This window comes from Paludibaculum fermentans, from assembly GCF_051172195.1.
Taxonomy (GTDB): Bacteria; Acidobacteriota; Terriglobia; order Bryobacterales; family Bryobacteraceae; genus Paludibaculum; species Paludibaculum fermentans_A.
The window spans coordinates 436,215-461,460 of record NZ_JBPJAQ010000003.1 but is presented as its reverse complement, the minus strand read 5'-3'; the positions used below and the strand labels follow the sequence as shown (position 1 = coordinate 461,460).

Here is a 25,246-nt window from a genome sequence, read left to right as displayed (position 1 = left end):
TGGAAACAGTCCCTCACGCGGCTGCCGGCAGCGAAACGCTACTTGGTTTCGAGGATGAATGTCGGGGCTAAACCGGTGATCGTGGAGAAGTTGCCTTGCGCCGCCGACACCTTGGAGGAACAACCCTGGATCTTGCCCAGGAAGGCGTGCGGGCTCACATCCACATTCAGGTCGCGGTACACCATGTCGCCGTAGTAGTCCACGGGGAAGGAAATCGGCACCGGCGCCACCCGCTCCTGCACCACATAGGGGGTCCGGACGGCTTGGCGCAGCGCCCGTTCCCAGGTCGCGTTATCGGCCTGCCAGCCCTCGGTGGAGTGCAGTTCGCTGGAGTCTTCATTGGGGCGCAGCACCAGGGACTCGCGGTTCTTCTGAATGAAATCAATCAGATCCACGCTCTGCCCCTTCCACATCGTACGGCCGGCCGCCACTACGCGGGTGCAGGGAATCGATTCCTTGATCGCCTTCCGCTCAGCCGGCGGGAAGCTCTCGGTAATCGCATCGTCTGTCAACAGCGCCAGCAGCGCTTTCTTGCGCGTCAGTTCCGTCCGGAAGCTGTTCACCACACACACCTTCCGCTCGCGGTAGGCCCGCACCAGCGGATGCGTGAGGTCGTATTTCATCAGGAACTCGTGCGCTCGAACCCCGCGGTATACCAGGTCGATCGTGAAATCGCCCTTGCGCAGGATGTCGTTGCGGTACTCCAGCTGCTCGGGAAAGACCACTTCCGCCTGCAACCCGTTCTTGCGGAACAACTCCACCAGCAGGGTGTACTCGTGGGAGTCGATCGACGCAAAAGGCTGGCGGAACTCGAGAATTGCGATGTTCGGCAACGTCTTGCCGCCAAAGTCCTTCCAGGCCTTCAAGGTCGCCGCCAGCAGCGGCTTCGCGCCGCCCACCTTGGCAATCTTGTTCTTCTTCCGGAATTCCTTCACCGGTGGCGCATCGTAGAAAAGCTCGGAGAGCGCATCGCCGTAGACCATGCCATGCGGCATGTCCGCCTGCGGCGCGGTGAAATGAACGCTGCCGTTGTTCACCTGCGTGTCCATCAGCGACGCCACCGACCAGTTCGAATAGCCGGGATCCACCGACGCCAGCATCTTCTCCGCCGGCAGCATCTCCATCCGCGACATTAACTGCGGCTGGACGACCGCCATCTTCCTGATCCGGTCAATCGATGCGTTCAGCGATTCGGCCGTCTTCACCAAATTGATATACTGGCGGCGGCTGAGAAAATGAGGACGCAGTACGGGCGAAACCGGGCGGCCACTCACCATCAGATGGCGGGCTTTCCACTGCTCGCGCAGCTGAGCCATCCAGGCCGCGTTGCGCTCCGGGTCCTGCTCCAGGATTTTATGATAGCGGGCTGTTGCCTCGCCCAACTGCGTCATAGCTTTGTCTACAGGGTAACTTTCAGTATCGCATAGACTAGTCGTGTTTGTGAAGACTACTACACGATTAGAAACCGATAAGCTTTGCATTTATAGCTAGTTAGAGGGAATTGTAGAAATGAGATTCAAGATTCAAGTAAGCCTCGCCGCCACCGTCCTGCTTTCCGCCGCCGGCCTCTGCCGCGCCGACGAAGGCATGTGGCTGCTGAACGCTTTTCCGAAACAGGCCGTTGAGAGCAAGTATCACTTCCAGGTCACCGACCAGTTCCTCGACCACATGCGTCTGAGCGCCGTCCGCTTCAATAACGGTGGCACCGGAAGCTTCGTTTCCTCCGATGGCCTGCTGTTCACCAACCACCATGTTGGCGCGGACTGCATTCAGAAGCTCAGCTCCAAGGAGAACGACTACATCAAGAACGGTTTTGTCGCTCGCACGGCGGCCGATGAACGCAGCTGTCCAGACCTGGAAGTCAACGTCCTCCTCAAGATCGAGGACGTGACCGCCAAGGTCACCGCCGGCATTACGCCGCAGACGCCCGCTTCGGAAGCGAATTCAAAAAAGAAGGCTGCGATGTCAGCCATCGAGAAGGCGTGCGGCGCCGCCACCGGCAATCGCTGCGACGTCGTAACCCTCTATGCCGGGGGACTTTACCATCTTTATCAGTACCGCAAGTACACTGACATCCGGCTCGTGATGGCGCCCGAATTCGGTGTCGCATTCTTCGGCGGCGACCAGGAAAACTTCACCTATCCCCGCTATAACCTCGACATCACCTTCTTCCGGGCCTATGAGAACGGCAAGCCGGCACACGTGGACAACTTCTTCAAGTGGTCCAAACAGGGTGTCCGGGAAGGCGACCTCACCTTCGTCCCCGGCAACCCCGGCTCCACCGGGCGGCTGATGACCGTCTCCGAACTCGAGTTCTCCGGCCAGACCGGCTATCCCCTGGTCCAGCGCCGCCTGGCCTCCCTCATTGCCGCCCTGGAAGGTTATATGGCCAAAGGACCTGAGCAGAAGCGCATCGCCGGCGAGAACCTCTTCGGCAATCAGAACAGCTACAAAGCCTATACCGGCTTCCTCAGCGGCCTCAACGACAAGAGCCTGATGGACCTTAAGCGCAAGGAAGAAAAGGCTTTAAAAGCCGCCATCGCCAAGGACCCAACGAAAGCGGAAGAGTTCGCCAAGTTCTGGGATGAACTCGCCACCACCTATCAGAACTACCGGTCCTTCTACGCGCCCTTCTGGCTGCTGGAACGCGGCGCCACACGGGGCTCCGAACTGCTCGCCATCGCCCGCGACGTCGTTCGCTACGCGGAGGAGAAACCTAAACCCGACAGCCAGAGGCTGCGAGAATTCACCGACGCGGCACTGCCCTCGCTGGAGCAGTCGATGTACTCCACCGCGCCCATCTACCCGGCCATGGAAGAGGTCGTCCTGGAGAACTATTTCTCCTTTCTCAACAAGGAATTAGGCGATTCAAACGCCGTGGTAAAAGCAATCCTAGGCGGCCGCACCGCGGCCGAAGCCGCGAAGTACTACGTGCAGAGTAGTAAGCTGCCACTGGTGGCCGAGAGGAAGCGCCTCGCCGGCAGCATCGACGAGGTCAGGAAGTCGCGCGATGGGATGATTCGGCTCGCCTTGATCCTGGATCAACCGGCCCGCGAACTCCGCAAACGCTATGAAGATCAGGTCGAGAGTGTCGTCACCCGCGCCTCCGCCCGCATCGCACAGGCCCGCTTCTCTGCGTTCGGCGGCAGCGAGTACCCGGACGCGACCTTCACAATGAGGCTGGCTTATGGCGATGTGCGCGGTTACCAGAACGACGCCGGCCAAGCCGTTCCCTACGCTACGGATTTCGCCGGATTCTTTGCCAAAGGCACCACCACTGAGCCGTTTATCATACCCCCCGCCTGGGTGAAGGCCAAGAACTCACTCGACCCCAAGACCCATTTCGACTTCGTTACTACAAACGACACACACGGCGGCAACAGCGGCAGTGCCACGCTGAACACACGCGGAGAGATTGTCGGCATCCTCTTCGACGGGAACATCGAGAGCCTGCCTAACCGCTTTGTTTACACAGACAAACGGTCACGCAGCGTACATGTCTGCAGTGAAGCGATTGCCGAGGCGCTGGGAAAAGTTTACAAGGCTGACCGGCTTTTACGCGAGCTGGGCTTCGATTTGCCCAGTACCACCCCGTAACCAATAGGACCCATACTTCATCAAATTGTCAGAAGGTTGAGAACTCCTCCTCCGATTCTCAACTGTGTCCGCAAGGACGCTCACTCCGGGAGAGGGACAACTTCTCTCTCCCGGTTTCCCTTTAGCATCCCTTTCGAAGTCAGCCGGAGCCGCCGCCCGGAATTGCCGCTATACTGGCCCCGTGAGCGAAGAAAAACCCCGGTCCGGCATGAGTTCCTATGCCAAGGCCGGTGCCTACTCCGGGCTGGCGCTGATCACCCCCCTCTCCGGGTGGATCTGCTACAAAATCGGCCAGTACCTGAACCAGGCCTGGAACACCTCAATGCTCGACACCGCGGGCCTGATTCTAGGCTGCGGCGTCGGAATGTACGAAACAGTCCGCCAGGCCACCCGCATCGAGGGGCTCGACAGGAAGAAGTGACCCCGGACCTCGATTACGCCCTCATCACCCGCCGCATCGTCCAACTCATGGCCGTCCTGGCCGCGGCCGGCGCCGTTATCTTTTTCCTGGTCAAAGGGTTGGCCGGGACGCTCAGCTTCCTGGGCGGAGCGGCGATCTCCAGCCTCAGTTTCTGGCTGCTGCACCGCATGGTGACCGACGTCACCCGGGTTGTCGAAGGCGAGACCGTGCGCAAGGCCTCACTGTTCGTTCATGCCTTTAGAATGCTCATCCTGGGCGGAGCAGCCTATGCTATCGTTAAGACTTACGGGTCTTTTGTCCCCGCTGTAGCCTGCGGCCTGACGCTAGCAGTGACGGCGGCGACTCTCGAAGTCCTCATCGAACTTCTGTATGCACGAGCATGAACTCTGGTTTACCGCGCTGCTGAACCAATATCTGGCGGCGCCAGCCAACGCACTTTTCCAGCTGGTTGGCTTTCACACCGAAGATGCCGCCAAGCCGTGGTCCAACTACATGGCCATGGAGCTTCTGGTGATCGGGTTGCTGATGCTGGTGGCCATACTGGTCCGTGCCAGCCTCTCGGTCGACCGTCCCGGCAAACTACAACTGGTGATGGAGAACATCTACACCTTTGTCGGCGATCAGGCGCACGAGATCATCGGCCACGGCTACAAACAACGGGTCGCGTTCTTCACCATGACGTTTCTGTTCGTGGTCACCTCGAACCTGCTCGGCATCGTTCCCACCTTCGAGTCGCCCACGATGTACTACTTCGTGCCGGCCGGGCTCGCCATCGCGACATTCCTCTACTACAACGGACAGGGTATCCAGGAACAGGGCATTCTGGGCCATCTGAAACACTTCTGCGGCCCCATCTGGCTGCTGGCCTGGTTCATGTTCCCGCTGGAAATCATCAGCCATTGCATCCGTCCCGTCTCGCTCACCATTCGTCTTTTCGCCAACATGCTGGCCGGTGAGCAGGTGACCGTAGGCTTCCTCAGCATGGTTCCGTGGGTGATCCCGGTGATCTTCATGGGCCTCCACGTCTTCGTCTCGTTCGTCCAGGCGTTCATCTTCATGATGCTCAGCATGGTGTACGTCGGCGAGTCCGTGGCGCACGAGGACCACTAATCGATTTTTCCGGCCGCCAGCGTGAGGCTCCGGCGTCCCAACGCGCGGTAAGCAACCACCTCCTGGCAGCCAGTTCGTAAGGAGCAAACAATGACCGTTCGCAACATACTCATTCTGATGGTGCTCATGATGATCGCCGTCCCGACCTTCGCCCAGACGGGCTCAACCGCCGGCACCTTCGTGCTGCCCGGCGCCTTCGCCATGGCGATCGCTTCCGGCCTTTGCGCCCTGGCGCAGGGCAAGGCAATCTCCGCCTCCGTCGAAGGCATCGCCCGCAACCCCGGGGCCGCCGGCGCCATCCGCATCCTGCTCATCCTCGGTCTCGCCTTCATCGAATCCCTGGCGCTGTTCACCCTGATCAACGTCGGCAAGTAGTCTCCGCTTCGGCGGTTTGAAAAAAAGGCCCGGCCTCGCGCCGGGCCTTTTTCTATCCTGAAGAGAGAGCGCAATGAAACTTCACGGCATCTTCCCCCCCATCGCCACACCCTTCAACTACGACGGCGACATCTACACGGCCAAGGTCGAACACAACGTCACCAAGTGGAATAAGTCAGGCCTGGCCGGCTATGTGGTCTGCGGCTCCACCGGAGAAAGCGTCCACCTCACCCTGGAAGAGAAGCTCCAGATGTTCGAGCTCGTCGCCAAACACGCCGCTTCGGACAAGATCCTGATGGCCGGCACCGGCGTGGAGAGTGTCCGCGAAACCGTCATGCTCACCAATCGGGCCGCTGACATGGGCTACAAAGCGGCGATGGTGCGCACCCCGCATTACTATAAGAGCCTCATCAACAACGCCGCCGCCCAGACCCTCTACTACCGCAGCGTGGCGGACCAGGCCAAAATCCCATTGATGATCTACAACTGGCCCCAAGCTACCGGCGTCGATATTCCTGCAGACGCCGTGAATGTTTTGAGCCATCATCCGAATATTATCGCGATTAAGGAAAGTTCAGGTAACATCGAGAAGGTGATGCTCATGTTGCGCGAAACGAAGCCGGGGTTCCAGGTCCTTGTAGGCTCCGCGCCCACCCTTGCCCCTTCGTTCGCCGTCGGCGCGGTCGGTGCCGTGCTGGCCTATGCCAACGCAGCCCCCTATTCGACCATCGCCATCTGGGAAGCGCATCGCCAGCGTGAGTTCGACGCAGCGATGGACTGGCAGCGCCGCATTGCCCGGGCCGCGACCCTTGTTACCACGAAATACGGCATCCCGGGCCTCAAGCACGCGATGGATCTCAACGGATATTACGGCGGGCCTGTTCGCCTGCCGCTCACTCCCGTTACGCCGGAAGCACGCCAGGAAATTGAAGCTGCTTTCGCCGATTTGAAAGGTTGATCTCGCGCATTTTTCTTCGCGTTAAGCACCTCTACGCGCGGCGTTTCCGGTTCTGAATAGCCCGGCGCCGCGCAACCCTTCCCGCCTAAGCGCCCACGCACCCCCGGCCGCTTCCACACTCACCCTCCACTTTGGGCTTGTATTTGCCATTCAATTGGCAGGTGCCGCCTCGACGCCTCGTTGCGGAACGTTTCTCTGCAGATTCGGGCCAAAGCCACCTCAAGCGATGGTAAGAATTACCGTCGCTTCGAATTCATTACCGGAGCTCTTCTTGAATCCCCAAGGTCCTTCCCCCGGTCCAGCCGGCGGTACTCAATCCAGTCAATGGGCGCAGAGGGCGCGCGCGCTGCGCAACATCCCGCCCGTGCTGCGGATTGTCTGGCAGTCCGGCCGCGCCGTCGTCAGCGCCAATATTGTGCTGCGGCTGCTCGGCGCGATGGTCCCCATCGCCATGCTGGCCGTCTCCAAGATGATCATCGACGGCGTCGTGCAGGTGTCCAAACATCAGCCCCTGCCCGAATTCTTCTGGGCCTGGGTCGCGGCGGAGTTCGTGCTCGCCCTGTTGGGCGGTGTCATCGGACGCACCGTCGGCTTCCTCGACAGCCTCATGGCTGACCGCTTTAGCCGCCACCTCAGCGTCGAGATCATGGAAAAGGCCGCCCGGCTCGACCTGCTCAGCTACGAAGACCCCGTCTTCTACGACAAACTCGAGCGCGCCCGCGTCCAGGCAACCGACCGCATCGGCATGGTGCAGGCCACCGGCGCCCTGCTCCAGCAGGTGGTCATGGCCGCCGGCTTCTGCGCCACCATCTTCTGGTTCTCGCCCTGGCTGCTCGTCCTGCTGGTCGCCTGCATCGTGCCGGCCTTCCTCGGCGAAAGCCACTTCGCTTTCGTAGGTTATTCGCTCAGCCTCCGACAGACCCCGGTGCGCCGCCAGATCGACTACCTGCGCGTGCTCGGCGCCAGCCGGGAATCGGCCAAGGAACTCAAACTCTTCGGCCTGGCCGATCACTTTACCGCCCAGTTTCAGGATCTCTCCAACCAGATCTACGAGCAGAACACCGCCCTGGGCCGCCGCCGTCTGTTCGCCGGAGCTGTCCTTTCGCTGCTCACCACCTGCGGCTACTACGGGGCATATGTATATGTTGTCTGGCGCGCCGCAACCGGCTCCATCACGCCCGGGTCCATGGCCTTCCTGGCCGGCGCCATCGCGGGCGCCAGTTCCAACATCCAGTCGATCTTCTCCACCTTCGCCAGCATCGCTGACCAGGCGCTGTTCCTTACCGATCTTCTCGCCTTCTTCTCGGTCACTCCGAAGATCATTTCCAAACCGCACGCACTGCCCGCACCGCGAACCATTCGCGATGGCTTCCGGCTGGAGGACGTCTCCTTTAATTACCCCGGCAACCCTCGCCTCGTCATCGACGGCCTCAACCTCCACCTGGCGGCCGGCGAACGGGTGGCACTGGTAGGCGAGAACGGCCAGGGCAAGACAACCCTGGTCAAACTGCTGACACGCCTCTACGACCCCACACAGGGCCGAATCCTCCTCGACGGCGTCGACCTGCGCGACTACGACCTCGAGAGCCTCCACGCCCAGATTGGCGTGATCTTCCAGGACTTCGTGCGCTACGAGATGACGGCCCGCGCCAACATCGCCGTCGGCCAGATCGACATGCAGGGTCCCGATCGCGAACGGCGCATCAAGGAAGCCGCCCGCAAAAGCCTCGCCGCCGATGTCATCGATCGCCTGCCGCAAGGCCTCAGCCAGCAGTTGGGCCGTCGCTTTGAAGGCGGTGTGGACCTCTCCGGCGGCGAATGGCAGAAAGTCGCCCTCGCCCGCGCCTACATGCGCGACGCTCAATTCCTCATCCTCGACGAACCCGCCGCGGCCCTCGACGCCCGCTCGGAATACGACCTGTTCCAACGCTTTGCCTCGTTGACGCAAGGCAAGACCGCCCTGTTGATTTCCCACCGCTTCTCCACCGTGCGCATGGCTGACCGCATTCTGGTCCTCGAAGGCGGCCGCGTGGTGGAAGAAGGGTGCCACGAACGTTTGCTGGCCGAAGGCGGCCGGTACTCCGCCATGTTCGAACTGCAAGCTGCAAGTTACCGCTAGGGGAAGCCATGCTCATTGAGAAACAGACGACAAACGAATGGGAGGAGGTGGTCCGCCGCGAGGTAGCGCTGTGGACGACCAGTCCGCGTGGGCATAGTCACCGCCCGGAGACCATCCTGAAACGGGCCAGAACGGCCCTGACGGTTCTGGCGCGCACCGATGCGAATGCATCCGTGCTGCGCGATGGCGCCAACCTGCTGCGTACCGCCCTCCAGGAAGCCGGCGACGCCGCGCCCGGACTTCGCAAACAGCCGCATGTCAATGGCGAAGTGCGCGTCCTACTGGCCGCTGAGCTGTTCGACAGCGTGCAGCACGGCCAGTTCGACGAGGTGGAACTCATCTCGTTCACCTCTGTCCTGCTGCAGGAATGCGACCTGGAAATGGGCGAGCTGTGGGCCCTGAAACCTGCACTCCAGCTCGTCTACATGCAGCGCATCGCCGGCGCCGCCGAAGTGGCGATCCAAGGCGAGGTGTGCCCCTGGCTCACCCGCACCCTCGACGCCATCCGCCTTCTGGGCGAAACACCCTGGAAGGAGTTCTTCGAGAGCCTCAACCCCGTCGACGCCATCCTCGCCCGCGACCCCGCGCGCGCCTATTGCGCCATGGACTACGAGAGCCGCGATCAGTACCGCAGCAAAATCGCGAGCCTCGCCACCCACTCCGAAGCTCACGAACGCGAAGTCGCCGAGGCGGCCATCACCCTGGCCAGCCTGGGCGAAACCGACCGCACGCGCCACTGCGGCTACTACCTGCTCGCCGAAGGCGTGACCGAACTCAAGAGCCAGATCGGCTATCGCACGCCGTGGATCGAGTGGATCTCGAACATCTTCCGCAATAACCCCACCGCCGTATATCTGTGCGGCGTCGAGATCTCCACCTTCCTTATCGTCGCTTTGCTGCTCAGCGGCCTGAACGCCATGACTCCGCTGTTGGGCGGAATCCTGCTCACCCTGCTGCCCGCCACCCACGCCGCCGTCCATCTCATGAACGCGCTCGTCGGCCACTTCGTGGAAACTCGCGCCTTGCCGAAACTGGACTTCACCGACGGCATCGCCGGCGACTCCGCCACCCTGGTCGTCGTCCCCACGCTGCTCATGAACCGCCACCAGGTCGACACCCTCGTGCGCGACCTTGAAGTGCGCTTCCTCGCCAATCGCGGACCCAACCTCCACTTCGGCCTGTTGACCGATACCCCGGACTCGTCCACCAAGGTCGACGAACGCGATGAACTCGCCGGCATCTGCGCCGGCCTCATTGACGAGCTCAACGTGCGCTATGGCGACGCCGAGCACAAGCCCTTCTTCCTGCTGCACCGCGAACGCGCCTTCAATCCCGCCGAAGGCAAGTGGATGGGCTGGGAGCGCAAACGCGGCAAGCTGCTCGACCTCAATCGCTTCCTGCGCGCCGCCGCCGATCCGTTTCCCGTGAAAGCCGGCGACCTGGAGGCCATCTGCCGCGCCCGATACGTCATCACCCTCGACACCGATACGCAATTGCCGCGCGGCGCCGCGGCCCGACTCGCCGGCACCATGGCCCATCCCCTCAACCGGCCTGTCATCGACGCCGCCACCAACATGGTCGCCGCCGGCTATGGTGTGCTGCAGCCCCGCGTCAGCGTCTGCATCCGCTCAGCCTCCCGCAGCCGCCTCGCCTCCATCTACTCCGGCCATACCGGCTTCGACATCTATACCCGCGCCGTCTCCGATGTCTACCAGGACCTCTTCGGAGAAGGCATCTTCACCGGCAAGGGCATCTATGACATCGACGTCTTCCGCGCCGTGCTGGAGAATCGCTTCCCCTGCAATCAACTGCTCAGCCACGATCTCATCGAGGGCATCTATGCCCGCGCCGGGCTCGTCTCCGACATCGAAGTCGTCGACGACTATCCTTCGCACTTCAGCGCCTACAGCCGCCGCCAGCATCGCTGGGTGCGCGGCGACTGGCAGATTCTGCGCTGGGTCTTCCCCTTCGTGCCCGATTTCTTCGGCAACACGATCCTGAATCCCATCCCCATCATTTCGCGCTGGAAGATCCTCGATAACCTGCGGCGCAGCCTCATCCAGCCCGCCACCCTCATCCTCATGGTCGCCGGCTGGTTCTTCCTGCCCGCCCCTGCTCTCTACTGGACCCTGGCCAGTGTCGCCCTGCTGCTCATTCCGGCGTACACCTCCCTGCTCATGCTGCCGCTGCGGCTGAAGCCCGGCCACATCGCCAATGCCCTGCGCGATGCCGCGTCGGCCTTCGTGCAGGACCACATCGCCGCCTTCCTCGACCTTACGTTCCTCGTCCACCAGTCCTGCGTCGCCCTCGATGCCATCGTGCGTACCCTCATCCGCACCCGCATCACCCGCCGCCGCCTGCTGGAATGGGAAACCGCCGCCCAGGCCGAAACCATGCGCCGCAAACGCGCTCCGGCCGACGTCTACCTCGCCGCCACGCCCGTCATCGTCATGGCCCTCACCTGCCTGCTCGTGCTGTTCGCTGAACACGCCCTGCCGGCCGCTGTGCCCGTACTCGTGCTGTGGCTCGTGTCCCCCTTGGTCTCCCGCTGGCTCAATCGCCAGCCGGCCTCGCACATCCGGTCGCTGAATCCGGAAGAGGCTGCGGTGCTGCGCGGCTTTACCCTCCGCACCTGGCGCTACTTCCAGGAGTTCAGCACGGCAGAGAATCACTACCTCATTCCCGACAACGTGCGGGAGCAGGGCCTCCGCCACGCCGAACGCATCTCGCCCACCAACCTGGGCCTGCTGCTGAACGCGCGCGTGGCCGCCGTCGAACTGGGCTATCTCTCCCTTGAGGAATTCACCAGGACCACCCGCGCCACCCTCGCTTCCATGCTCCGCATGAAGCGCTTCAAAGGCCACTTCTTCAACTGGTACGACACCCGCACCCTCAAGGCGATGGAGCCCGAAGAGGTCTCCACCGTCGATAGCGGCAACCTCGCCGTCTGCCTCTGGACCCTCACCCAGGCCTGCCGCCAGTGGCAGGAGAAAGCGCCCGCGCCCGCCAAGGCTTGGCAGGGCATCCTCGACCATATCGAAGTCCTCGCCGAGGAAGAACCGCAGCTCGCCGCGGAACTGCTGCGCTTCGCCCGCGGCCTCGACCCCGAGGCCCGCACCTGGCCTCTCTCCTCCCTCGAAGCACTGGTCCAGCCCGTCGCGGAACAGTTGACCAAACTCCGCAGCCGCTCCGCCTGGTGGGCTGAGCAACTCCTGCAGCGTCTCCACGAGGCAGCCCAACCCGCACCGCCGGAACCGCGCCGCCTGCGCTCCATTGAGCGGCTCTCCGCTCGCCTCGCCGACGAGATGGACTTCACCTTCCTCTACCGGCCCCGCAAGAAAGTACTCGCCATCGGCTACAGCGTGCAGGGCGAACGCCTGCATCCCTCCTGCTACGACCAGTTGGCCTCCGAAGCCCGCATGGCCGTCTTCGCCGCCATCGCCAAAGGCGACATCCCCACCGAGGCCTGGTTCCACCTGGGCCGCTCTCACACCATGCGGCATGGCTACCGGCTGCTCCTGTCATGGTCCGGCACCATGTTTGAGTACCTCATGCCACGCATCTGGATGCGCCATCATCGCGACACCCTGCTGGAGCTCACCTGCCAGGGCGTGGTCGCCGTGCAGCAGCGCGATGCCCGCCTGCCAGGCTCCCCCTGGGGCCGGTCCGAAACTGCCTACGGCTACTCGACCGATCACGTCGAATACCCGTATGCGGCCATGGGCGTGCCCTCAATCGCGCTGAACCCGCGCTGCCAGGCGTCGCCCGTCGTCTCCCCCTACGCCAGCTTCCTGGCGCTGATGGTTCACCCGCGCGCGGCCTTCGACAACCTGCAGCACATGCGCCGCCTCGGCTGGCTCAGCCAGCGCGGCTTCTACGAGGCTGCCGACTACTCCGTCCAGCGCGAAGACGTCCGCGGCGAGTACAGCCTCGTCCGCTGCTGGATGGCTCACCACCACGGCATGAGCCTGCTCGCGTCCACCAACCTTCTGCTGGATCAGCGCATGCAGGACCTGTTCCACGAGGATGAGAAGGTGCAGGCCACTGAGCGCCTGCTGCACGAGCGCCTGCCCGCTGACCTCATCGTCACCGAGTCGGTCAACAGCACCCTCCGTGCACCGGCCGCCGCCGCTGCGGAGAACGAGGCCTGAGGACCCTCGGGCTACTCGACGCCCAGGTCCCGATAGAAGAACACCGTCGTGTGCAGCTCCCCACTGGCGCTGCGCGCATAGCGAGGCACTTCGCCGAACCGGACATACCCCATCGCGGCGTATAACCGCTCGGCGAAGTCACCCTTGCGGGTGTCCAGCACCAGCAGCTTCCGCCCCAACGCCGCCGCCTGCACCTCCACCGCATTCATCAGCGCCCGGCCCACACCCCGCCTTCGGGCCCGCCGGTGCACCAGCAACTTCGTGATCTCCGCCCGGTGGCGGCCGTTCTGGCTCGGCGGCATCGCCAGTTGGACCGATCCCAATACCCCGTTCTCATCGCGCGCCGCCAGCAATTCGATCGCACGGTTGCGCAGGCGCTGCTCCACGCCGCTCCAATACTCGTCAGCCGCCTCACGAGTCAAAGGGGGCAGGAATCCCACCGAGGCGCCGCTTTCGACGGCATCTTGTAGTAATTCGATTAGATCCTCGCGCAAGGGCGCGAATTCCTCGGGCCGGACACACCAGATCTGCATTGCTCACTCATAGCGTAGCTCCACCACGCCGCCGCCGGGCGGCTACTTGCCCCGCCCGTCCACCGTCACCCGCTGGACAATGAAAACTTCACACCCCGTTGGTTGACTCCCCGCCCCGGGCCTGCCATCCTGCCCCCATGCGATTCCTGATCCCGACCCTGCTTCTGACTCTCTCGGCCTGCGCCTTTGGACAGAGCACCGACAACCCGCTCAGCACCTCCACCAAAGGCCTCTACACCATGGCCAAGGGCAACCTCGTGAAGGCTGCCGAAAAGATGCCTGAGGAACAGTACGCCTACAAGCCGACCCCCGATATCCGCTCCTTCGGCCAACTGGTAGGCCATGTCGCGGACGCCAACTTCATGTTCTGCTCCGCCGCCCTCGGCGAGAAGGCCCCCACCAGCGGGATCGAGAAAAGCCAGACCAAGAAGGCCGACCTGGTGCAGGCCCTGCAGGACTCTTTCAAGTACTGCGACAAAGCCTACGACACCATGACCGATGCCAAAGGCGCCGCCAAGGTGAAGTTCTTCAACTCCGAGCGCCCCGCCCTCGGCATCCTCGACTTCAACGTCGTTCACGACTACGAACACTACGGCAACATGGTCACCTACCTCCGCCTCAAGGGCCTCGTGCCCCCCTCCAGCGAAGGCCGCTAACCGCACTCCTCTCCACCCTCCAGGCCAGGCCCGCGAGACCCTCCTCCCGGGCCTGGCCTGGACCTAGGCGATTCCTTCACCCCGCGCCAATTCCGTCAGCCCATCCCGCCGCGCATTCTCCTGCGCCCAACTCAGCGCATAGCCCGCCACCACCTGCCAACCCGGTTGCACCAGCACCAGGTGCGACCGCCCCGAAAACTCCTGGAACGCCGTCACCGCCGGCGACCGCCCATACCGCTCATAGTTCTGTCTGCTCAGCTCCGCCGGAGCAAACTGGTCCGCCCCACCCGCCACCAGCAGCAGCGGAGCCCGCTCCGCATTGCCGAAATTCACCGTCGCGTCCGAGTGCGAAGTCAAAGCGGAGAACAAGGACTGGTACAACGGCCTGCATGGCCCCGGCACAATGTTCTTCTGGTAAACCTTGATCGCCTCCCCGTCGCTCAGGGTATTCGCGAAGATGCTCCGGAACACGTTGAACGGCAGCATCACCGTGTGGTTCGCATGGAACGAACGCGACAACGCCGGCCACACCGAACTCAGGATCCCCAGCGGCAGCCCCACCACCCCTTTCGGCAGTGCCGAGTGGATCGCCACCCCCGCCGCACCCAACCCTCGATCCAGCAGCATCTGCACCACCAGCCCGCCCAGGCAATGGCCCATCAGGATCGGCGGAGCCGGCAACGCCCGGATCAGCCGGTCGTAGTGATCCGTAATCTCGCGCAGCCCCAGGCCCGCCAGCCGCGCCGGATCCCGCCGGATCTCCTCCAGCCGGCCCTCCATCCGTGGCCACGCCGGAGTCAACACCTGGTACCCCCGCGCCTCGTAATACGATCGCCAGGACGCCCAGCACGGCGGAGCCAACCACAACCCGTGAATCAGCACAATCGTCTTCGCCGGATCCGTGTGCGCCGGGGCCAGGCCTTCCACCTCTTCCGCCGGCTGCACAAACGCCAACTCGCGCCGCGAGCCGCCCCGAGTCCCCCACAAATTTTCAACCAGCCACTGGTCGTCGCGGCCCGGATTGTGCGGCCACGCCGCCGAGCGCCCTCCACCCCAAGTTCTGTCCGTATCGCGAATGGGCACAACCGCCGCGCTCAGGCGCCGCTGCGGCTTCGAATCAGGTAGCATGCGAAATCTCCGGTCAGGCAAGGACTTGAGCGCGACCCAGCTCTACCCCCACTCTGACCCATCCAGCCCGGGAATCCATGCCGTAATCGAGGGGCGTCGAAGCCACACTTGCTCAGAGTCCGCACCTACCACTTTCCAGGGAGATCCAAACAGAGCCGCAAACAAACGGAGCCGCGACTGTCAAGAAGCGGGCAGCATAACGAAAATCCTCAACCAGTCAGAAAAGTGAACCCCACCCGAGCGCAAACCGCAACGAACCACCGCGCCGCCACCACGAAGGAACCCTCCTTCAGAGCCGCAATTGAGCCGCGACCGTAAGGGAGCGGAGGACCTCTCCAAATACCCCAGCCAAACCCCCAGACCCAAAAACACCGCCCCCATTCCCATCACGCCGCCAAATCGCCCCAAACCGCAACGAACCACGACCGTCAGGGAGTGGTCCCCACCGCGCCGCCAAACCAGCCGAACTCGCCGTGAGAGCGCAATTGAGCCGCGACCGTAAGGGAGCGGAGGACCTCTCCAAATACCCCAGCCAAACCCCAAGACCCAAAAACACCGCCCCCATTCCCATCACGCCGCCAAATCGCCCCAAACCGCAACGAACCACCGCGCCGCCACCACGAAGGAACCCTCCTTCAGAGCCGCAATTGAGCCGCGACCGTAAGGGAGCGGAGGACCTCCCCAAATACCCCAGCCAAACCCCCAGACCCAAATCGCCAACCCCAACCCCACAAACTTCAATCCAGGCCGCCGCCCCCCCTACCACACCCCCCACACCGATTCACAAACCCCCAACTACCCCACATTGCTATCCTCGGAATCGGGCATGGCGTCGCAATTCAGCGTCGCAGTGATCGCCGAAAAGCCTTCCGTGGCACGCGACATTGCGAGAGTTCTTAAAGCTTCCTCCACCGGTCAGGGCTACCTGCACGGCAATGGCTACGTCGTCACCTGGGCCATCGGCCACCTCGTCGCCCTCGCCCAACCCCACGAGATCCGCGCCGACTGGAAATGGTGGAAACGCGAAACCCTCCCCATGCTCCCCGAGCAGTGGCCCCTCGTCATCGGCGAGGAGACCAAAGACCAGTTCGAAGTCGTCCGCAAGATCCTCACCTCCCCCAAAATCTCCGACGTCATCTGCGCCACCGACGCCGGCCGCGAAGGCGAGCTCATCTTCCGCTACATCTACGAAGCCGCCGGCTCCGACAAACCCGTCCGCCGCCTCTGGATCTCCTCCCTCACCCCCGACGCCATCCGCGACGGCTTCGAAAAGGTGAAAGCCGGAGCCACCTACGACCACCTCGCCGACGCCGCCCGAGGCCGCAGCCGCGCCGACTGGCTCGTCGGCATGAACCTCTCCCGCGCCTACACCCTCGGCCACGGCGAGGACTTCTCCGTCGGCCGCGTCCAGACCCCCACCCTCGCCATGGTCGTCGAACGCGAACTCGCCATCCGCCACTTCGTACCCGAGGACTACTACACCGTCACCGCCGAATTCTCCCCCGGCGACGACCGCTCCTACTCCGGCACCTGGTTCCGCCCTGGCGGCGAAACCCTCGACGCCTCCTCACGCCTCCCCGCCGACGGCATCGAAGCCAACGCCATCGTCGAACGCGTCAAAACCGGCACCGCCCACATCGAGAAGATCGAGGCCCAGACCAAGCGCATGCCGCCGCCCGGCCTCTACGACCTCACCGAACTCCAGCGCCACGCCAACCGCCTCTACGGCATGAGCGCCCAACGCACCCTCGACACCGCCCAGGCCCTCTACGAACGCCACAAACTCATCAGCTACCCCCGTACCGACAGCCGCCACCTCTCCGCCGACGTCGCCAAAACCCTGCCCAAAATCGTAGCCGGCATCGCCGCTCCCTACCAGGCCCACCTCGCCCCCGGCACCGGCGAACGCCCCCTCAATAAACGTTACGTCGACGACACCAAGGTCACAGACCACCACGCCATCATCCCCACCGGAGTCTCAGCCGAGCGCGCCTCCCTCAACAGCGAGGAACAACGCATCTTCGACCTCATCTGCCGCCGCCTCCTCTCCGCCTGGCACGACGACCACATCTGGTCCGTCACCACAGTCATCACCCTCGTAAAGAGCACCGTCGACGACCGCTTCCACTCCAGCGGCACCGCCATCCAGCAAACCGGCTGGAAAGTCCTCGACATCGTCACCCGCAAAAAGGAAAAGAAACCCCGGGGCGCAGCCTCTGACGACAACGACGACACCGGAGCCGACGACAGCCAGGAACTCCCCCCCGGCCTCACCCCCAACCAGCCCCAAACCGTCCTGGGCGCCGACGCCATCGAAAAGCGCACCCGCCCCCCCAAGCGCCTCACCGAAGGCACCCTGCTCACCGCCATGGAAACGGCCGGCAAAACCCTCGACGACAAGGAACTCTCCGACGCCATGAAGGAGAGCGGCCTCGGCACCCCCGCCACCCGCGCCCAGATCATCGAAGTCCTCCTCAAACGCGGCTTCATCGAGCGCCGTGGCAAAAGCCTGGAAGCCACCGACAAAGGCATCCGCCTCATCGAAGTCGTCCACCCCGAAGTGAAAAGCCCCGCCATGACCGGCCAGTGGGAAGCCCACCTCAAGCGCATCGAACGCGGCCAGGCGGAACTCCAGCCCTTCCTCCACGGCATCGAGGAGTACGTCCGCGAAGCCGTCGGCAAAGCCTTCAGCGGAGCCATTGCCGCCGAGCGCACCCAGCACACCCGCGTCCCCACCCGCGACATCGTCCGCGCCCAACGCCAGGCCGTCACCGGCTCCCTCGACGACATCCTCCACACCCGCTTCCGCTTCCCCGGCTACCGCCCAAATCAGGAAGCCGTCTGCCGCGCCGTCATGGAAGACAAGGACGTCCTCCTCGTCATGCCCACCGGCTCCGGCAAATCCCTCTGCTACCAGCTCCCCGGAGTCGCCCGTGGCGGCACCACCCTCGTCATCAGCCCCCTCATCGCCCTCATGGAGGACCAGGTCGCCAAGCTCAACGCCATGGGCTTCGCCGCCGAACGGATCCACTCCAATCGCGACCGCGCCGCCTCCCGCGAAACCTGCCTCGCCTACCTCGCCGGCGAACTCGACTTCCTCTTCATCGCCCCCGAACGCCTCCGCGTCCAGGGCTTCCCCGAGATGCTCGCCAAGCGCAAGCCTACCCTCGTCGCCATCGACGAAGCCCACTGCATCTCCCAATGGGGCCACGACTTCCGCCCCGACTACCGCAACATCGGCCAGCACCTGCCCGGCCTCCGCCCCGCGCCCGTCATCGCCCTCACCGCCACCGCCACCCCCCTCGTCCAACGCGACATCGCCGTCCAACTCGGCCTCCACTCCGCCGAATCCCTCATCCACGGCTTCCGCCGCGAGAACATCGCCATCGAAGTCGTCAAAGCCCCGCCCGGCAGCCGCGCCAAACTCGCCCTCGAACTCCTCCAGGACGACGAACACCGCCCCGCCATCATCTACGCCCCCAAACGCAAGGACGCCGAATCCCTCGCCGCCCTCCTCGCCGGCTCCTTCCCCTCCGCCGCCTACCACGCCGGCATGGAAGCCGACCGCCGCGAAAAGGTCCAGACCGGCTTCCTCCAGGGCAAACTCGAAGTCATCGTCGCCACCACCGCTTTCGGTATGGGCGTCGACAAGGCCGACGTCCGCACCGTCATCCACACTGCCCTGCCCTCCAGCGTCGAAGGCTACTACCAGGAAATCGGCCGAGCCGGCCGCGACGGGCTCCCCGCCCGCGCCATCCTGATGCACTCCTACGCCGATCGCTACACCCACGACTTCTTCTACGAACGCGACTATCCGGAACCCGACGTCGTCGCCAAAATCTACAAGGCGCTCACCCCCGACGCCCAGCCCAAGGACCTCGTCCGAGCCCGTGTCCGCATGGCCGAGGACGAATTCGACATCGCCATGGAAAAACTCTGGATCCACGGCGGAGCGGTCGTCGACTACGCCGAAAACCTCAGCCTCGGCTCCGTGCAATGGCGCGAATCCTACATCGAGCAGCGCGAGCACAAGATGGCGCAGTTCCAAAAGATGCTCTCGTACTGCGAAGTCTCCTCCTGCCGCATGCTGGCCCTGTTGCGCTACTTCGGAGACAGTGAGGACCTGAACCGCCGCTGCGGCCACTGCGACATCTGCGCCCCCGACGAAACCATAGCCCAGCAGCTCCGCGAAGCCACCCCCAAGGAAACCGCAAGAGCGACCCAAATCCTTGAGGCCCTGAAGAAAATCGAAGCCGTCTCCGCCGGCCGCCTTTACACCCAGGTCTTCCCCGACGCGGTCCTGGACCGCCGGACGTTTGAAGAACTAATCGGAGCCATGGCCCGCAGCGGCCTGATCGTGATCACGGACACCTCGTTCACCAAGGACGGCAAGGAAATCGAATTCCGCCGCGTCCGCATCTCGGACGCCGGCTGGGCCGAAGACGCGGTAGCCGCCCTCCGCCTACCGGTGGAAATCGAAGCGATTCCCAGAGCCAAGCGCAGCCGCAAGAAGACAACCGCAGCCGCCGCAAGAGCCCCGAGGACAGCGGCCAAGGCAGCCGAGTCCAAACCCAAGCGCGAGCGCAAACCCAGGTCAGCGTCCAAGTCGGAATCCAAGCCCCCCAAGCGCCCAGCCGCAGAACTGGAAAACGCCGCCTCCGCCCCGAGGGCCGCAACCCCGCCGCCCGCGAGGAACCTGAAGCTGGAAGACGCCCTCAAGGCCTGGCGGCTGGGAGAGGCGAAAAAGAAAGGCCTCCCGGCCTTTAGGATCCTCACGGACCGCACCCTCCAGACCATAGCGGCAAAGAGGCCACAGACGACCAGGGAGTTACTGGAGGTGCCGGGGATGAGTCTCAGGTTGGTGGAGCAGTACGGGGCGCCAATCTTCCGGATTATTGAGAAGGCCGGGTAGGGCCGATGATGCACCGGATGATGACCGGCTGGACGGTCTAGCGGTCGCTCGAAAGACGAATGATCTCCAACTTCGCGATCAAAATGGAATGATCGGAGAACGGAGCGCCCTGGCGTCTTTGCTCTCGTCAAACCACTCAATCATGCCGTTCATTTGCCCGACTCGAACAGAACAATCTTCGGAAGTGCGACGGAGTCCTGCGCAACCTAGACCCCCGTCACAACAAACGCCGACCTGTACGATATGCCCCCTTCATGAAGAGGGTGGAGGCACTCCTCAGGAGAGTGACATCGGCCCACACAGACACTCACCCCTGCAATCGTCGAGTGCCTCCCATCGATCTTACGCAATTGCGTATTTTTCTTCTCGTTTACGAAATGCATCGCGGCCGCCCTCAAGCACCTTGCACACCTTTTCGCGAATCCCACCCCCATCGATAGTAGAAGTATTCTCAAGTCCCCCGCTCCAGTAAGTGAGATACGGCTTCCGACTTCCGTCGAAGCTAGGAACAATCACTTGTTCGGAGTCAGTATTAACTACGAGGTTTGGGTTGTGGGTGATGATGATAATCTGCCGATGATGCTTCCGCTTTCGAAAATATTCGACTAAGCTGGGATAAATGGATTCATTGTCCAGGTTGTCTTCGGGCTGATCTATTATTAGCGGACGATGATCAGATTGCTCGGCTTCTAAGTAGAGAAGCAAGAGGACAATGCCTCTTTCGCCTGGGGAAAGTAACTGCAGCTGCTTTCCATCAAAATGAAGGGCGTAAGAAACCATGAACCATTGCGGATTGAACAACTCGTTGTCAAATTCTTCGCGCGTATGAGTTCTGCGAAGTTGATCACCGATCTTTTTCGTCTTGTCACCATCGACGTTCTCCACCAGACTGGTCTCAAGCTCCTGAATAGTCCTCCGCACTGCTTGTAAGTCAAAGCGCTCCAGCTCTTCTTTTTTACGAACACACTCGCTAAGCTTCCGAAAGAAGTCGGCCAATAGAGCAGCCAATTCATCTTCGTCCCGAAGGGCGCTCCTCATATCGAAAAGCTCCATGAGCCGACTGGCAGCACGTCGCGAGTCAAAGGTAACCCGCGAGTTAAACCCGAGCTTTTTGGCCGTCGAGTCCGCCTGGGCGAGGGCTTCCTTGAGTGGGCCGTACAACTTTTCAAACACCTGCCGTTCTTCCAGCAAAAGATCGAGCACTTCACAGTACTTCTCTTCTCTGCCCACGATGTCGGCGCCGAGGGCCGGGACCTCCTTCACGTTTACCTCTTGAATCTCACGCTCAAGCGCATCAATGGAATTCTCAAGCTTGGTCTTCTGCTCGATATGGGCCTGATGCTCTTTGCGCTTGGTCTCTACAGCAGCCAATCGCACTCTTAACGCCTGAAGCTCAGCTTGAAGACTGGCTAGATTGGTCAACGGTGTCTTTCCGTCATCGGTGCCCTGTCGCAGAATGCGGATCTGATCCGCGAGTACTCGCCGATGATCATCGATCACTTCCTTGGACTGAGTTGGCGGAGCCACTAAGAACACTTCGACCTTACTTTCGAGTCCAGCGTCCTTTGACAAAATCCGCGCCTTGGCGTTATATTGCATAATTGCCTCGACAAACAAATCGACATGGGTGTCCAATGCGGCAACCTTGCTAATTTTCTCGTTAAGGGCAGCGATTTGCGACTCCAAATTCTGCTTGCTGCGGGTGAGCACTTCAACCCTATCCAGCTCAGCCTTGTGCTCAGCAGGCACGGTCGGCGGCTGTTTCTCCAAGGCTTCAAGCTCAGATCTTCTCTGATCTAGTTCTTTGTTCCGGAAGGCCTGTTGAGCAATCTTGGCGTTGCGTTGGGATATGGACTCGTTAAAACCGCGAATCGCTTGCTCGAAGCTCCTTCGACGCATCGTAATGCTCTGAGTTGCACTGTTCCGAAGTTCGTCGAAACTGCCCGCGCGTGCTCTGTCGGCCTCCGGGAGATTAAGGTAAATGATACGCTCAATCTCTCGCTGCAAACCGTCGGTATTCTCGGCGGCGCAAAGGCTCTCGACAAACTTCTGAGGCAAGTACTTGACTTTCTCTTCCTCTTTGGCGTGGTTTAGCGGCGTGCCGATCTCAGCAACATCAACTTTTCCGTCAAGCCATCGTAGCTCAATTCGCGCGCCATGCAGCGGCGCGGGATTCCCGTCAGATTTTGCAGTGGCTCGTTTTATAAAGGTTTCCTCAAGGAAGCCCTCCGGCTTCTGCGTCGTCTGTGGTTTGGAAAACAGTTTACTGCCACCCGCATACGCAATCATCTCGGCAAGAGCGCTCTTGCCCGACCCCTTACCGCCGACGACCGTGACCAGATCTTTGTTCAGTGGAATCGCCTTTGAGTCAAACCACTGCGCGGCGTTGTCGATGCGCACGGATTCGATGATCTGGTAATCGCCCTTGAGCCGAGGCGGCTCGCTTCCGATAAAGACCCTTTCGGCAGGCTCGTAAAGTGTTTGCTTGAGTCCCTCGAATGTAGGATCAGCCTTAATCCAGCAAAATCTCCCCTTGTCAGGCTTGCCGATCTTTTCAATACTATGAGCATCTGAACCGTGATAGCACGGCTTCAGGCTACTGTACTCTGCACGAAATTCATTGGGTGTTAGGTCACCTTCACCGCGGTACCACTTGATGCTACCTTCATTGGCGGTAAACACAGCGTGGCAACCCTGAATAATGAGCCTGCGAGTATGATGATCCTGCCCGTCCCACTGAAGCTTGGAGAGGTCCTCCTCTGCTAGAATCAGCAGATACCTGCCGCCGAAAACACTTGCCTTGTCGATGAGTACCTTCTGAACTTGTGTCGGGTCAACCGTCGCATTCATACACCCGACAGCATAGGGAGAACCGGGAAAGTTTCCCTGTCCCTTAAGCTCCGTGCCTAAATTTTCCAGATTGTTCCGAGTCAATGGCCAGTCTTTGGGGCCAGTTCCAAGGCTACCATCCCTTTGAAACCGAAGATCGGTGAGAAAATGGTTTTCGATCTGATCCGGAGTTACTTCGTTTGAAAAAATGACATGATAGTTTATCCGCCGTGCTCCCTTTCCAACGAAGGTGTTGAGGCGCAGCTCGATGTTCGGCAGAATGAGGTCGATGTTGGAGAGCTCGGAGCGGTGCTCCAGGACGCGGCGATAGCCCTCGATTGAGAAGTAGTCGGTGATCCCCAGAACGGAGATATCTTTGAGTGCCGCCAGCGCCGCAACATACCTGCCCCAATCGTCTGCGAATTCATTCGCTAGAGCGGAGGCGGGACTGTGAACGTGCAAGTCCCATTTCCTCCATATAGAACCGCGTCCCACTTCTGGCTGTAATGACATAGGCGTCCTCCTCCAACTCCATCCCATTTGTAGCGCAAATGGGATGCCAAAGGGAACAGTGAGGACCGTCAGCCTGACCCGTCCCACAGCGAATCACCAGAATCACACCTCCAATTGGGTGTAATGCCCCAGGAATGCCGCCCGGTTGCCCTGGCCACCGTTCCGTTGATTCCGACCGGTGGACCGGTGGACAGCCTGAGAGCCTGTCGGAATGAAATCCACCGCGAAACCCGACCCAGGCGGCGGCCGGAGCGCCTCCCGGCGATCGTTCCCTCCGACAACCGATCCAATTGCGCCTCTGGATGCGATTGAGCGCTCAATTAGGCCGGTGTTTTCAAGAATTCGGGCCTTATCTCAGCCTCATGCAAGCACCACTTGCGGTTGGTGGCGGTGCAGCTTCCACACGTTCATCGCCATGCAGATCATTTGCCATTCCGCTCTCACCTTTTCCAGCCCTCGAAACAGAAATCGGCGGTAATGTCTTAGCTCCTTGATGAGCCCGAACAGCGGCTCCACAATCCCACTTCGCTTCTTGTACTGCGTCGCGTCAGGTTCGCTCGTCAGCCGATCCCTCATCTTGGTCGCCAGCGGTCCCCTGGCTCCGTTGCGCGGCAACGTCCCGGTCCGCCGCCACGTCGCGAATCCATCCGGCGGCACCATCACGTCCACGCCGCGCTCACCCAATTCTCCAATGACCCTTTCATTCCAGTAGCCGTTGTCGGCCACGATCAACCCGCACTTCGCTTGGACATTGACCTCCATCGCATCCACCATCGGAGCCAGTTGTTGCCGGTCGTTTTGTTGGCTGGTCACTTCCGCTGCCACGATCACTTGCTGCTTCTGATCCACCGCAATTTGCGCGTTGTAGCCCTGGATATAGCGGTTGCTAGCCCCATCAATCATCACGCGCGACTGCGGGTCCGTCAGATTGCCTAGCGCCTTCTGCGACGGCACGCCCTTGGCTGATCGGTACCAGCGCTTACGCTGTGATTGGTCCTTCGCCTTGCCACCCTGCGCTGCCTTCTCCTTCGCGGCCTGTTCGGCACGCCGCCGGGCTTCTTCTTCCAGTTCCTTCTTCGCAGCGCGAATACGGTCTAATTGCTGCTGCGCCGTCGCCAAATCCGCTGGCAATTCATCGCCTCTCCGCCCATGCCCAAACTCGCTGTCTTCCTGTTCGTCCTTCGCCTGGGCATCTTTAAGGATCTGCTCCACGGTCTCCAGCCACTTCTGCTCGCGCTCGCTCAGTTTGGCGTAGCTGTGCGATTTGCGTTGGCTCGCATTGGCCGCGAGCTTGCTGCCATCAATGGCGATCTGGCCCAACTGCACCATGCCGGCCTTCCGGCAGAGAGCGAGAACCTGCAAAAATAATTTCGCGAGTTCCTGTAGGTGGACCTGCCGGAAAGTGGAGATGGTGTCGTGATCGGGATGCTGATCTGCGGCAAGGTAGCGAAAGGGCACTTCGTCGTAAGTGGCGCGCTCCAACTGACGAGAACTCCGCTTGCCCACGGCATAGCCGTAGACCAGAAGACGGACCAAGAGAATCGGATGGTAAGCGGCCTTGCCGCGGCCATCCTTGCGGGCATGGGTGTCGAGGATGGGGCTCAGATCCAGGGCATCGACGACGTTCGCGACGAAGCGAGCCAGGTGGCCCTCGGGGAGCCAGTCCTGCAGGGAAGGGGGAAGGAGAAAGGGCTGATCCAGATCACAAGGCCGAAATCTCTTCATTGGGGGATATAGCTTGGATGTAGCCAAGACCAATGAGGCTTCAGCGAATCGACGGCGGGGCGCAATCTATTTCCGACAGGCTCCCAGCCCGTCCCACCGCAAAACGTCAAAATCCGGCCTCCACCTGAGCGTAATCACCCAAAAACACGGCCAGACCGGCCTGATCACTGATCCTTTCCCTCGCTTCGACACCCACCCCGCGCAGACCAGCAACGCCAG

General features: G+C 61.8%; 15 protein-coding genes. 10 read left to right on the top strand and 5 right to left on the bottom strand.

All coding sequences use genetic code 11. The features are described 5' to 3' along the window. Positions 1–38: 38 nt before the first annotated feature. Positions 39–1,391 (bottom strand): hypothetical protein, encoded by a 1,353-nt coding sequence (locus tag ACR9Y2_RS35835; RefSeq protein ID WP_435046711.1) that lies wholly within the window; start codon positions 1,389–1,391, stop codon positions 39–41. Between the two features lie 118 nt (positions 1,392–1,509). On the opposite strand from ACR9Y2_RS35835, the gene ACR9Y2_RS35830 reads away from it, so the two are divergent. The 8 genes from ACR9Y2_RS35830 (at position 1,510) to ACR9Y2_RS35795 (ending at position 12,731) form a co-directional block, all read left to right on the top strand. Further along, positions 1,510–3,597 (top strand): S46 family peptidase, encoded by a 2,088-nt coding sequence (locus ACR9Y2_RS35830; protein WP_435046710.1) that lies wholly within the window; start codon positions 1,510–1,512, stop codon positions 3,595–3,597. A 208-nt stretch (positions 3,598–3,805) separates the two neighbouring features. Further along, positions 3,806–4,018, top strand: a complete 213-nt coding sequence (locus ACR9Y2_RS35825) for a hypothetical protein (protein WP_435046709.1) — start codon at positions 3,806–3,808, stop codon at positions 4,016–4,018. After that, the gene (locus ACR9Y2_RS35820; protein ID WP_435046708.1) at positions 4,015–4,401 is read left to right on the top strand and encodes an ATP synthase subunit I; all 387 of its coding nucleotides are present in this window, start codon (positions 4,015–4,017) and stop codon (positions 4,399–4,401) included. Before ACR9Y2_RS35825 ends, ACR9Y2_RS35820 begins: the two co-directional genes overlap by 4 nt. Next, positions 4,388–5,128: a F0F1 ATP synthase subunit A gene (gene atpB, locus ACR9Y2_RS35815; RefSeq protein WP_435046707.1), complete on the top strand. Its 741-nt coding sequence runs from the start codon at positions 4,388–4,390 to the stop codon at positions 5,126–5,128. Before ACR9Y2_RS35820 ends, atpB begins: the two co-directional genes overlap by 14 nt. 90 nt (positions 5,129–5,218) lie before the next feature. Next, positions 5,219–5,503, top strand: a complete 285-nt coding sequence (locus ACR9Y2_RS35810; protein ID WP_435046706.1) for an ATP synthase F0 subunit C — start codon at positions 5,219–5,221, stop codon at positions 5,501–5,503. Between the two features lie 73 nt (positions 5,504–5,576). Continuing rightward, the gene (locus ACR9Y2_RS35805) at positions 5,577–6,461 is read left to right on the top strand and encodes a dihydrodipicolinate synthase family protein (protein WP_435046705.1); all 885 of its coding nucleotides are present in this window, start codon (positions 5,577–5,579) and stop codon (positions 6,459–6,461) included. 271 nt (positions 6,462–6,732) lie between these two features. Further along, on the top strand, positions 6,733–8,580 hold the full coding sequence (locus ACR9Y2_RS35800) for an ABC transporter ATP-binding protein (protein WP_435046704.1): 1,848 nt from the start codon (positions 6,733–6,735) through the stop codon (positions 8,578–8,580). 8 nt (positions 8,581–8,588) lie between these two features. Next, positions 8,589–12,731 (top strand): glucoamylase family protein, encoded by a 4,143-nt coding sequence (locus tag ACR9Y2_RS35795; RefSeq protein WP_435046703.1) that lies wholly within the window; start codon positions 8,589–8,591, stop codon positions 12,729–12,731. A gap of 11 nt (positions 12,732–12,742) precedes the next feature. On the opposite strand, the gene ACR9Y2_RS35790 is transcribed toward ACR9Y2_RS35795, so the two are convergent. Further along, positions 12,743–13,264, bottom strand: a complete 522-nt coding sequence (locus ACR9Y2_RS35790; protein ID WP_435046702.1) for a GNAT family N-acetyltransferase — start codon at positions 13,262–13,264, stop codon at positions 12,743–12,745. Between the two features lie 137 nt (positions 13,265–13,401). Here ACR9Y2_RS35790 and ACR9Y2_RS35785 point away from each other — a divergent pair, with 137 nt between their 5' ends. Further along, positions 13,402–13,920: a DinB family protein gene (locus tag ACR9Y2_RS35785; RefSeq protein ID WP_435046701.1), complete on the top strand. Its 519-nt coding sequence runs from the start codon at positions 13,402–13,404 to the stop codon at positions 13,918–13,920. Between the two features lie 63 nt (positions 13,921–13,983). On the opposite strand, the gene ACR9Y2_RS35780 is transcribed toward ACR9Y2_RS35785, so the two are convergent. Beyond that, on the bottom strand, positions 13,984–15,048 hold the full coding sequence (locus ACR9Y2_RS35780; protein WP_435046700.1) for an alpha/beta hydrolase: 1,065 nt from the start codon (positions 15,046–15,048) through the stop codon (positions 13,984–13,986). Between the two features lie 826 nt (positions 15,049–15,874). Here ACR9Y2_RS35780 and ACR9Y2_RS35775 point away from each other — a divergent pair. Next, entirely contained in the window at positions 15,875–19,960 is a 4,086-nt protein-coding gene (locus ACR9Y2_RS35775) for a DNA topoisomerase 3 (protein ID WP_435046699.1), read from the top strand. A 342-nt stretch (positions 19,961–20,302) separates the two neighbouring features. Here ACR9Y2_RS35775 and ACR9Y2_RS35770 read toward each other — a convergent pair whose 3' ends face one another. Beyond that, positions 20,303–23,302, bottom strand: a complete 3,000-nt coding sequence (locus ACR9Y2_RS35770) for a TrlF family AAA-like ATPase (protein WP_435046698.1) — start codon at positions 23,300–23,302, stop codon at positions 20,303–20,305. A gap of 360 nt (positions 23,303–23,662) precedes the next feature. Then, entirely contained in the window at positions 23,663–25,027 is a 1,365-nt protein-coding gene (locus tag ACR9Y2_RS35765; protein ID WP_435046697.1) for an IS1182 family transposase, read from the bottom strand. Between the last annotated feature and the right edge of the window lie 219 nt (positions 25,028–25,246).

Excerpts from the sequence above, each read along its gene's own strand:
- atpB (WP_435046707.1), top strand. The coding sequence starts at position 4,388 with ATGCACGAGCATGAACTCTGGTTTACCGCGCTGCTGAACCAATATCTG.
- ACR9Y2_RS35785 (WP_435046701.1), top strand. The coding sequence starts at position 13,402 with ATGCGATTCCTGATCCCGACCCTGCTTCTGACTCTCTCGGCCTGCGCC.
- ACR9Y2_RS35790 (WP_435046702.1), bottom strand. The coding sequence starts at position 13,264 with ATGCAGATCTGGTGTGTCCGGCCCGAGGAATTCGCGCCCTTGCGCGAG.
- ACR9Y2_RS35835 (WP_435046711.1), bottom strand. The coding sequence starts at position 1,391 with ATGACGCAGTTGGGCGAGGCAACAGCCCGCTATCATAAAATCCTGGAG.
- ACR9Y2_RS35775 (WP_435046699.1), top strand. The coding sequence starts at position 15,875 with ATGGCGTCGCAATTCAGCGTCGCAGTGATCGCCGAAAAGCCTTCCGTG.
- ACR9Y2_RS35780 (WP_435046700.1), bottom strand. The coding sequence starts at position 15,048 with ATGCTACCTGATTCGAAGCCGCAGCGGCGCCTGAGCGCGGCGGTTGTG.
- ACR9Y2_RS35810 (WP_435046706.1), top strand. The coding sequence starts at position 5,219 with ATGACCGTTCGCAACATACTCATTCTGATGGTGCTCATGATGATCGCC.
- ACR9Y2_RS35770 (WP_435046698.1), bottom strand. The coding sequence starts at position 23,302 with ATGTCATTACAGCCAGAAGTGGGACGCGGTTCTATATGGAGGAAATGG.
- ACR9Y2_RS35805 (WP_435046705.1), top strand. The coding sequence starts at position 5,577 with ATGAAACTTCACGGCATCTTCCCCCCCATCGCCACACCCTTCAACTAC.
- ACR9Y2_RS35795 (WP_435046703.1), top strand. The coding sequence starts at position 8,589 with ATGCTCATTGAGAAACAGACGACAAACGAATGGGAGGAGGTGGTCCGC.
- ACR9Y2_RS35825 (WP_435046709.1), top strand. The coding sequence starts at position 3,806 with ATGAGTTCCTATGCCAAGGCCGGTGCCTACTCCGGGCTGGCGCTGATC.
- ACR9Y2_RS35830 (WP_435046710.1), top strand. The coding sequence starts at position 1,510 with ATGAGATTCAAGATTCAAGTAAGCCTCGCCGCCACCGTCCTGCTTTCC.
- ACR9Y2_RS35765 (WP_435046697.1), bottom strand. The coding sequence starts at position 25,027 with ATGAAGAGATTTCGGCCTTGTGATCTGGATCAGCCCTTTCTCCTTCCC.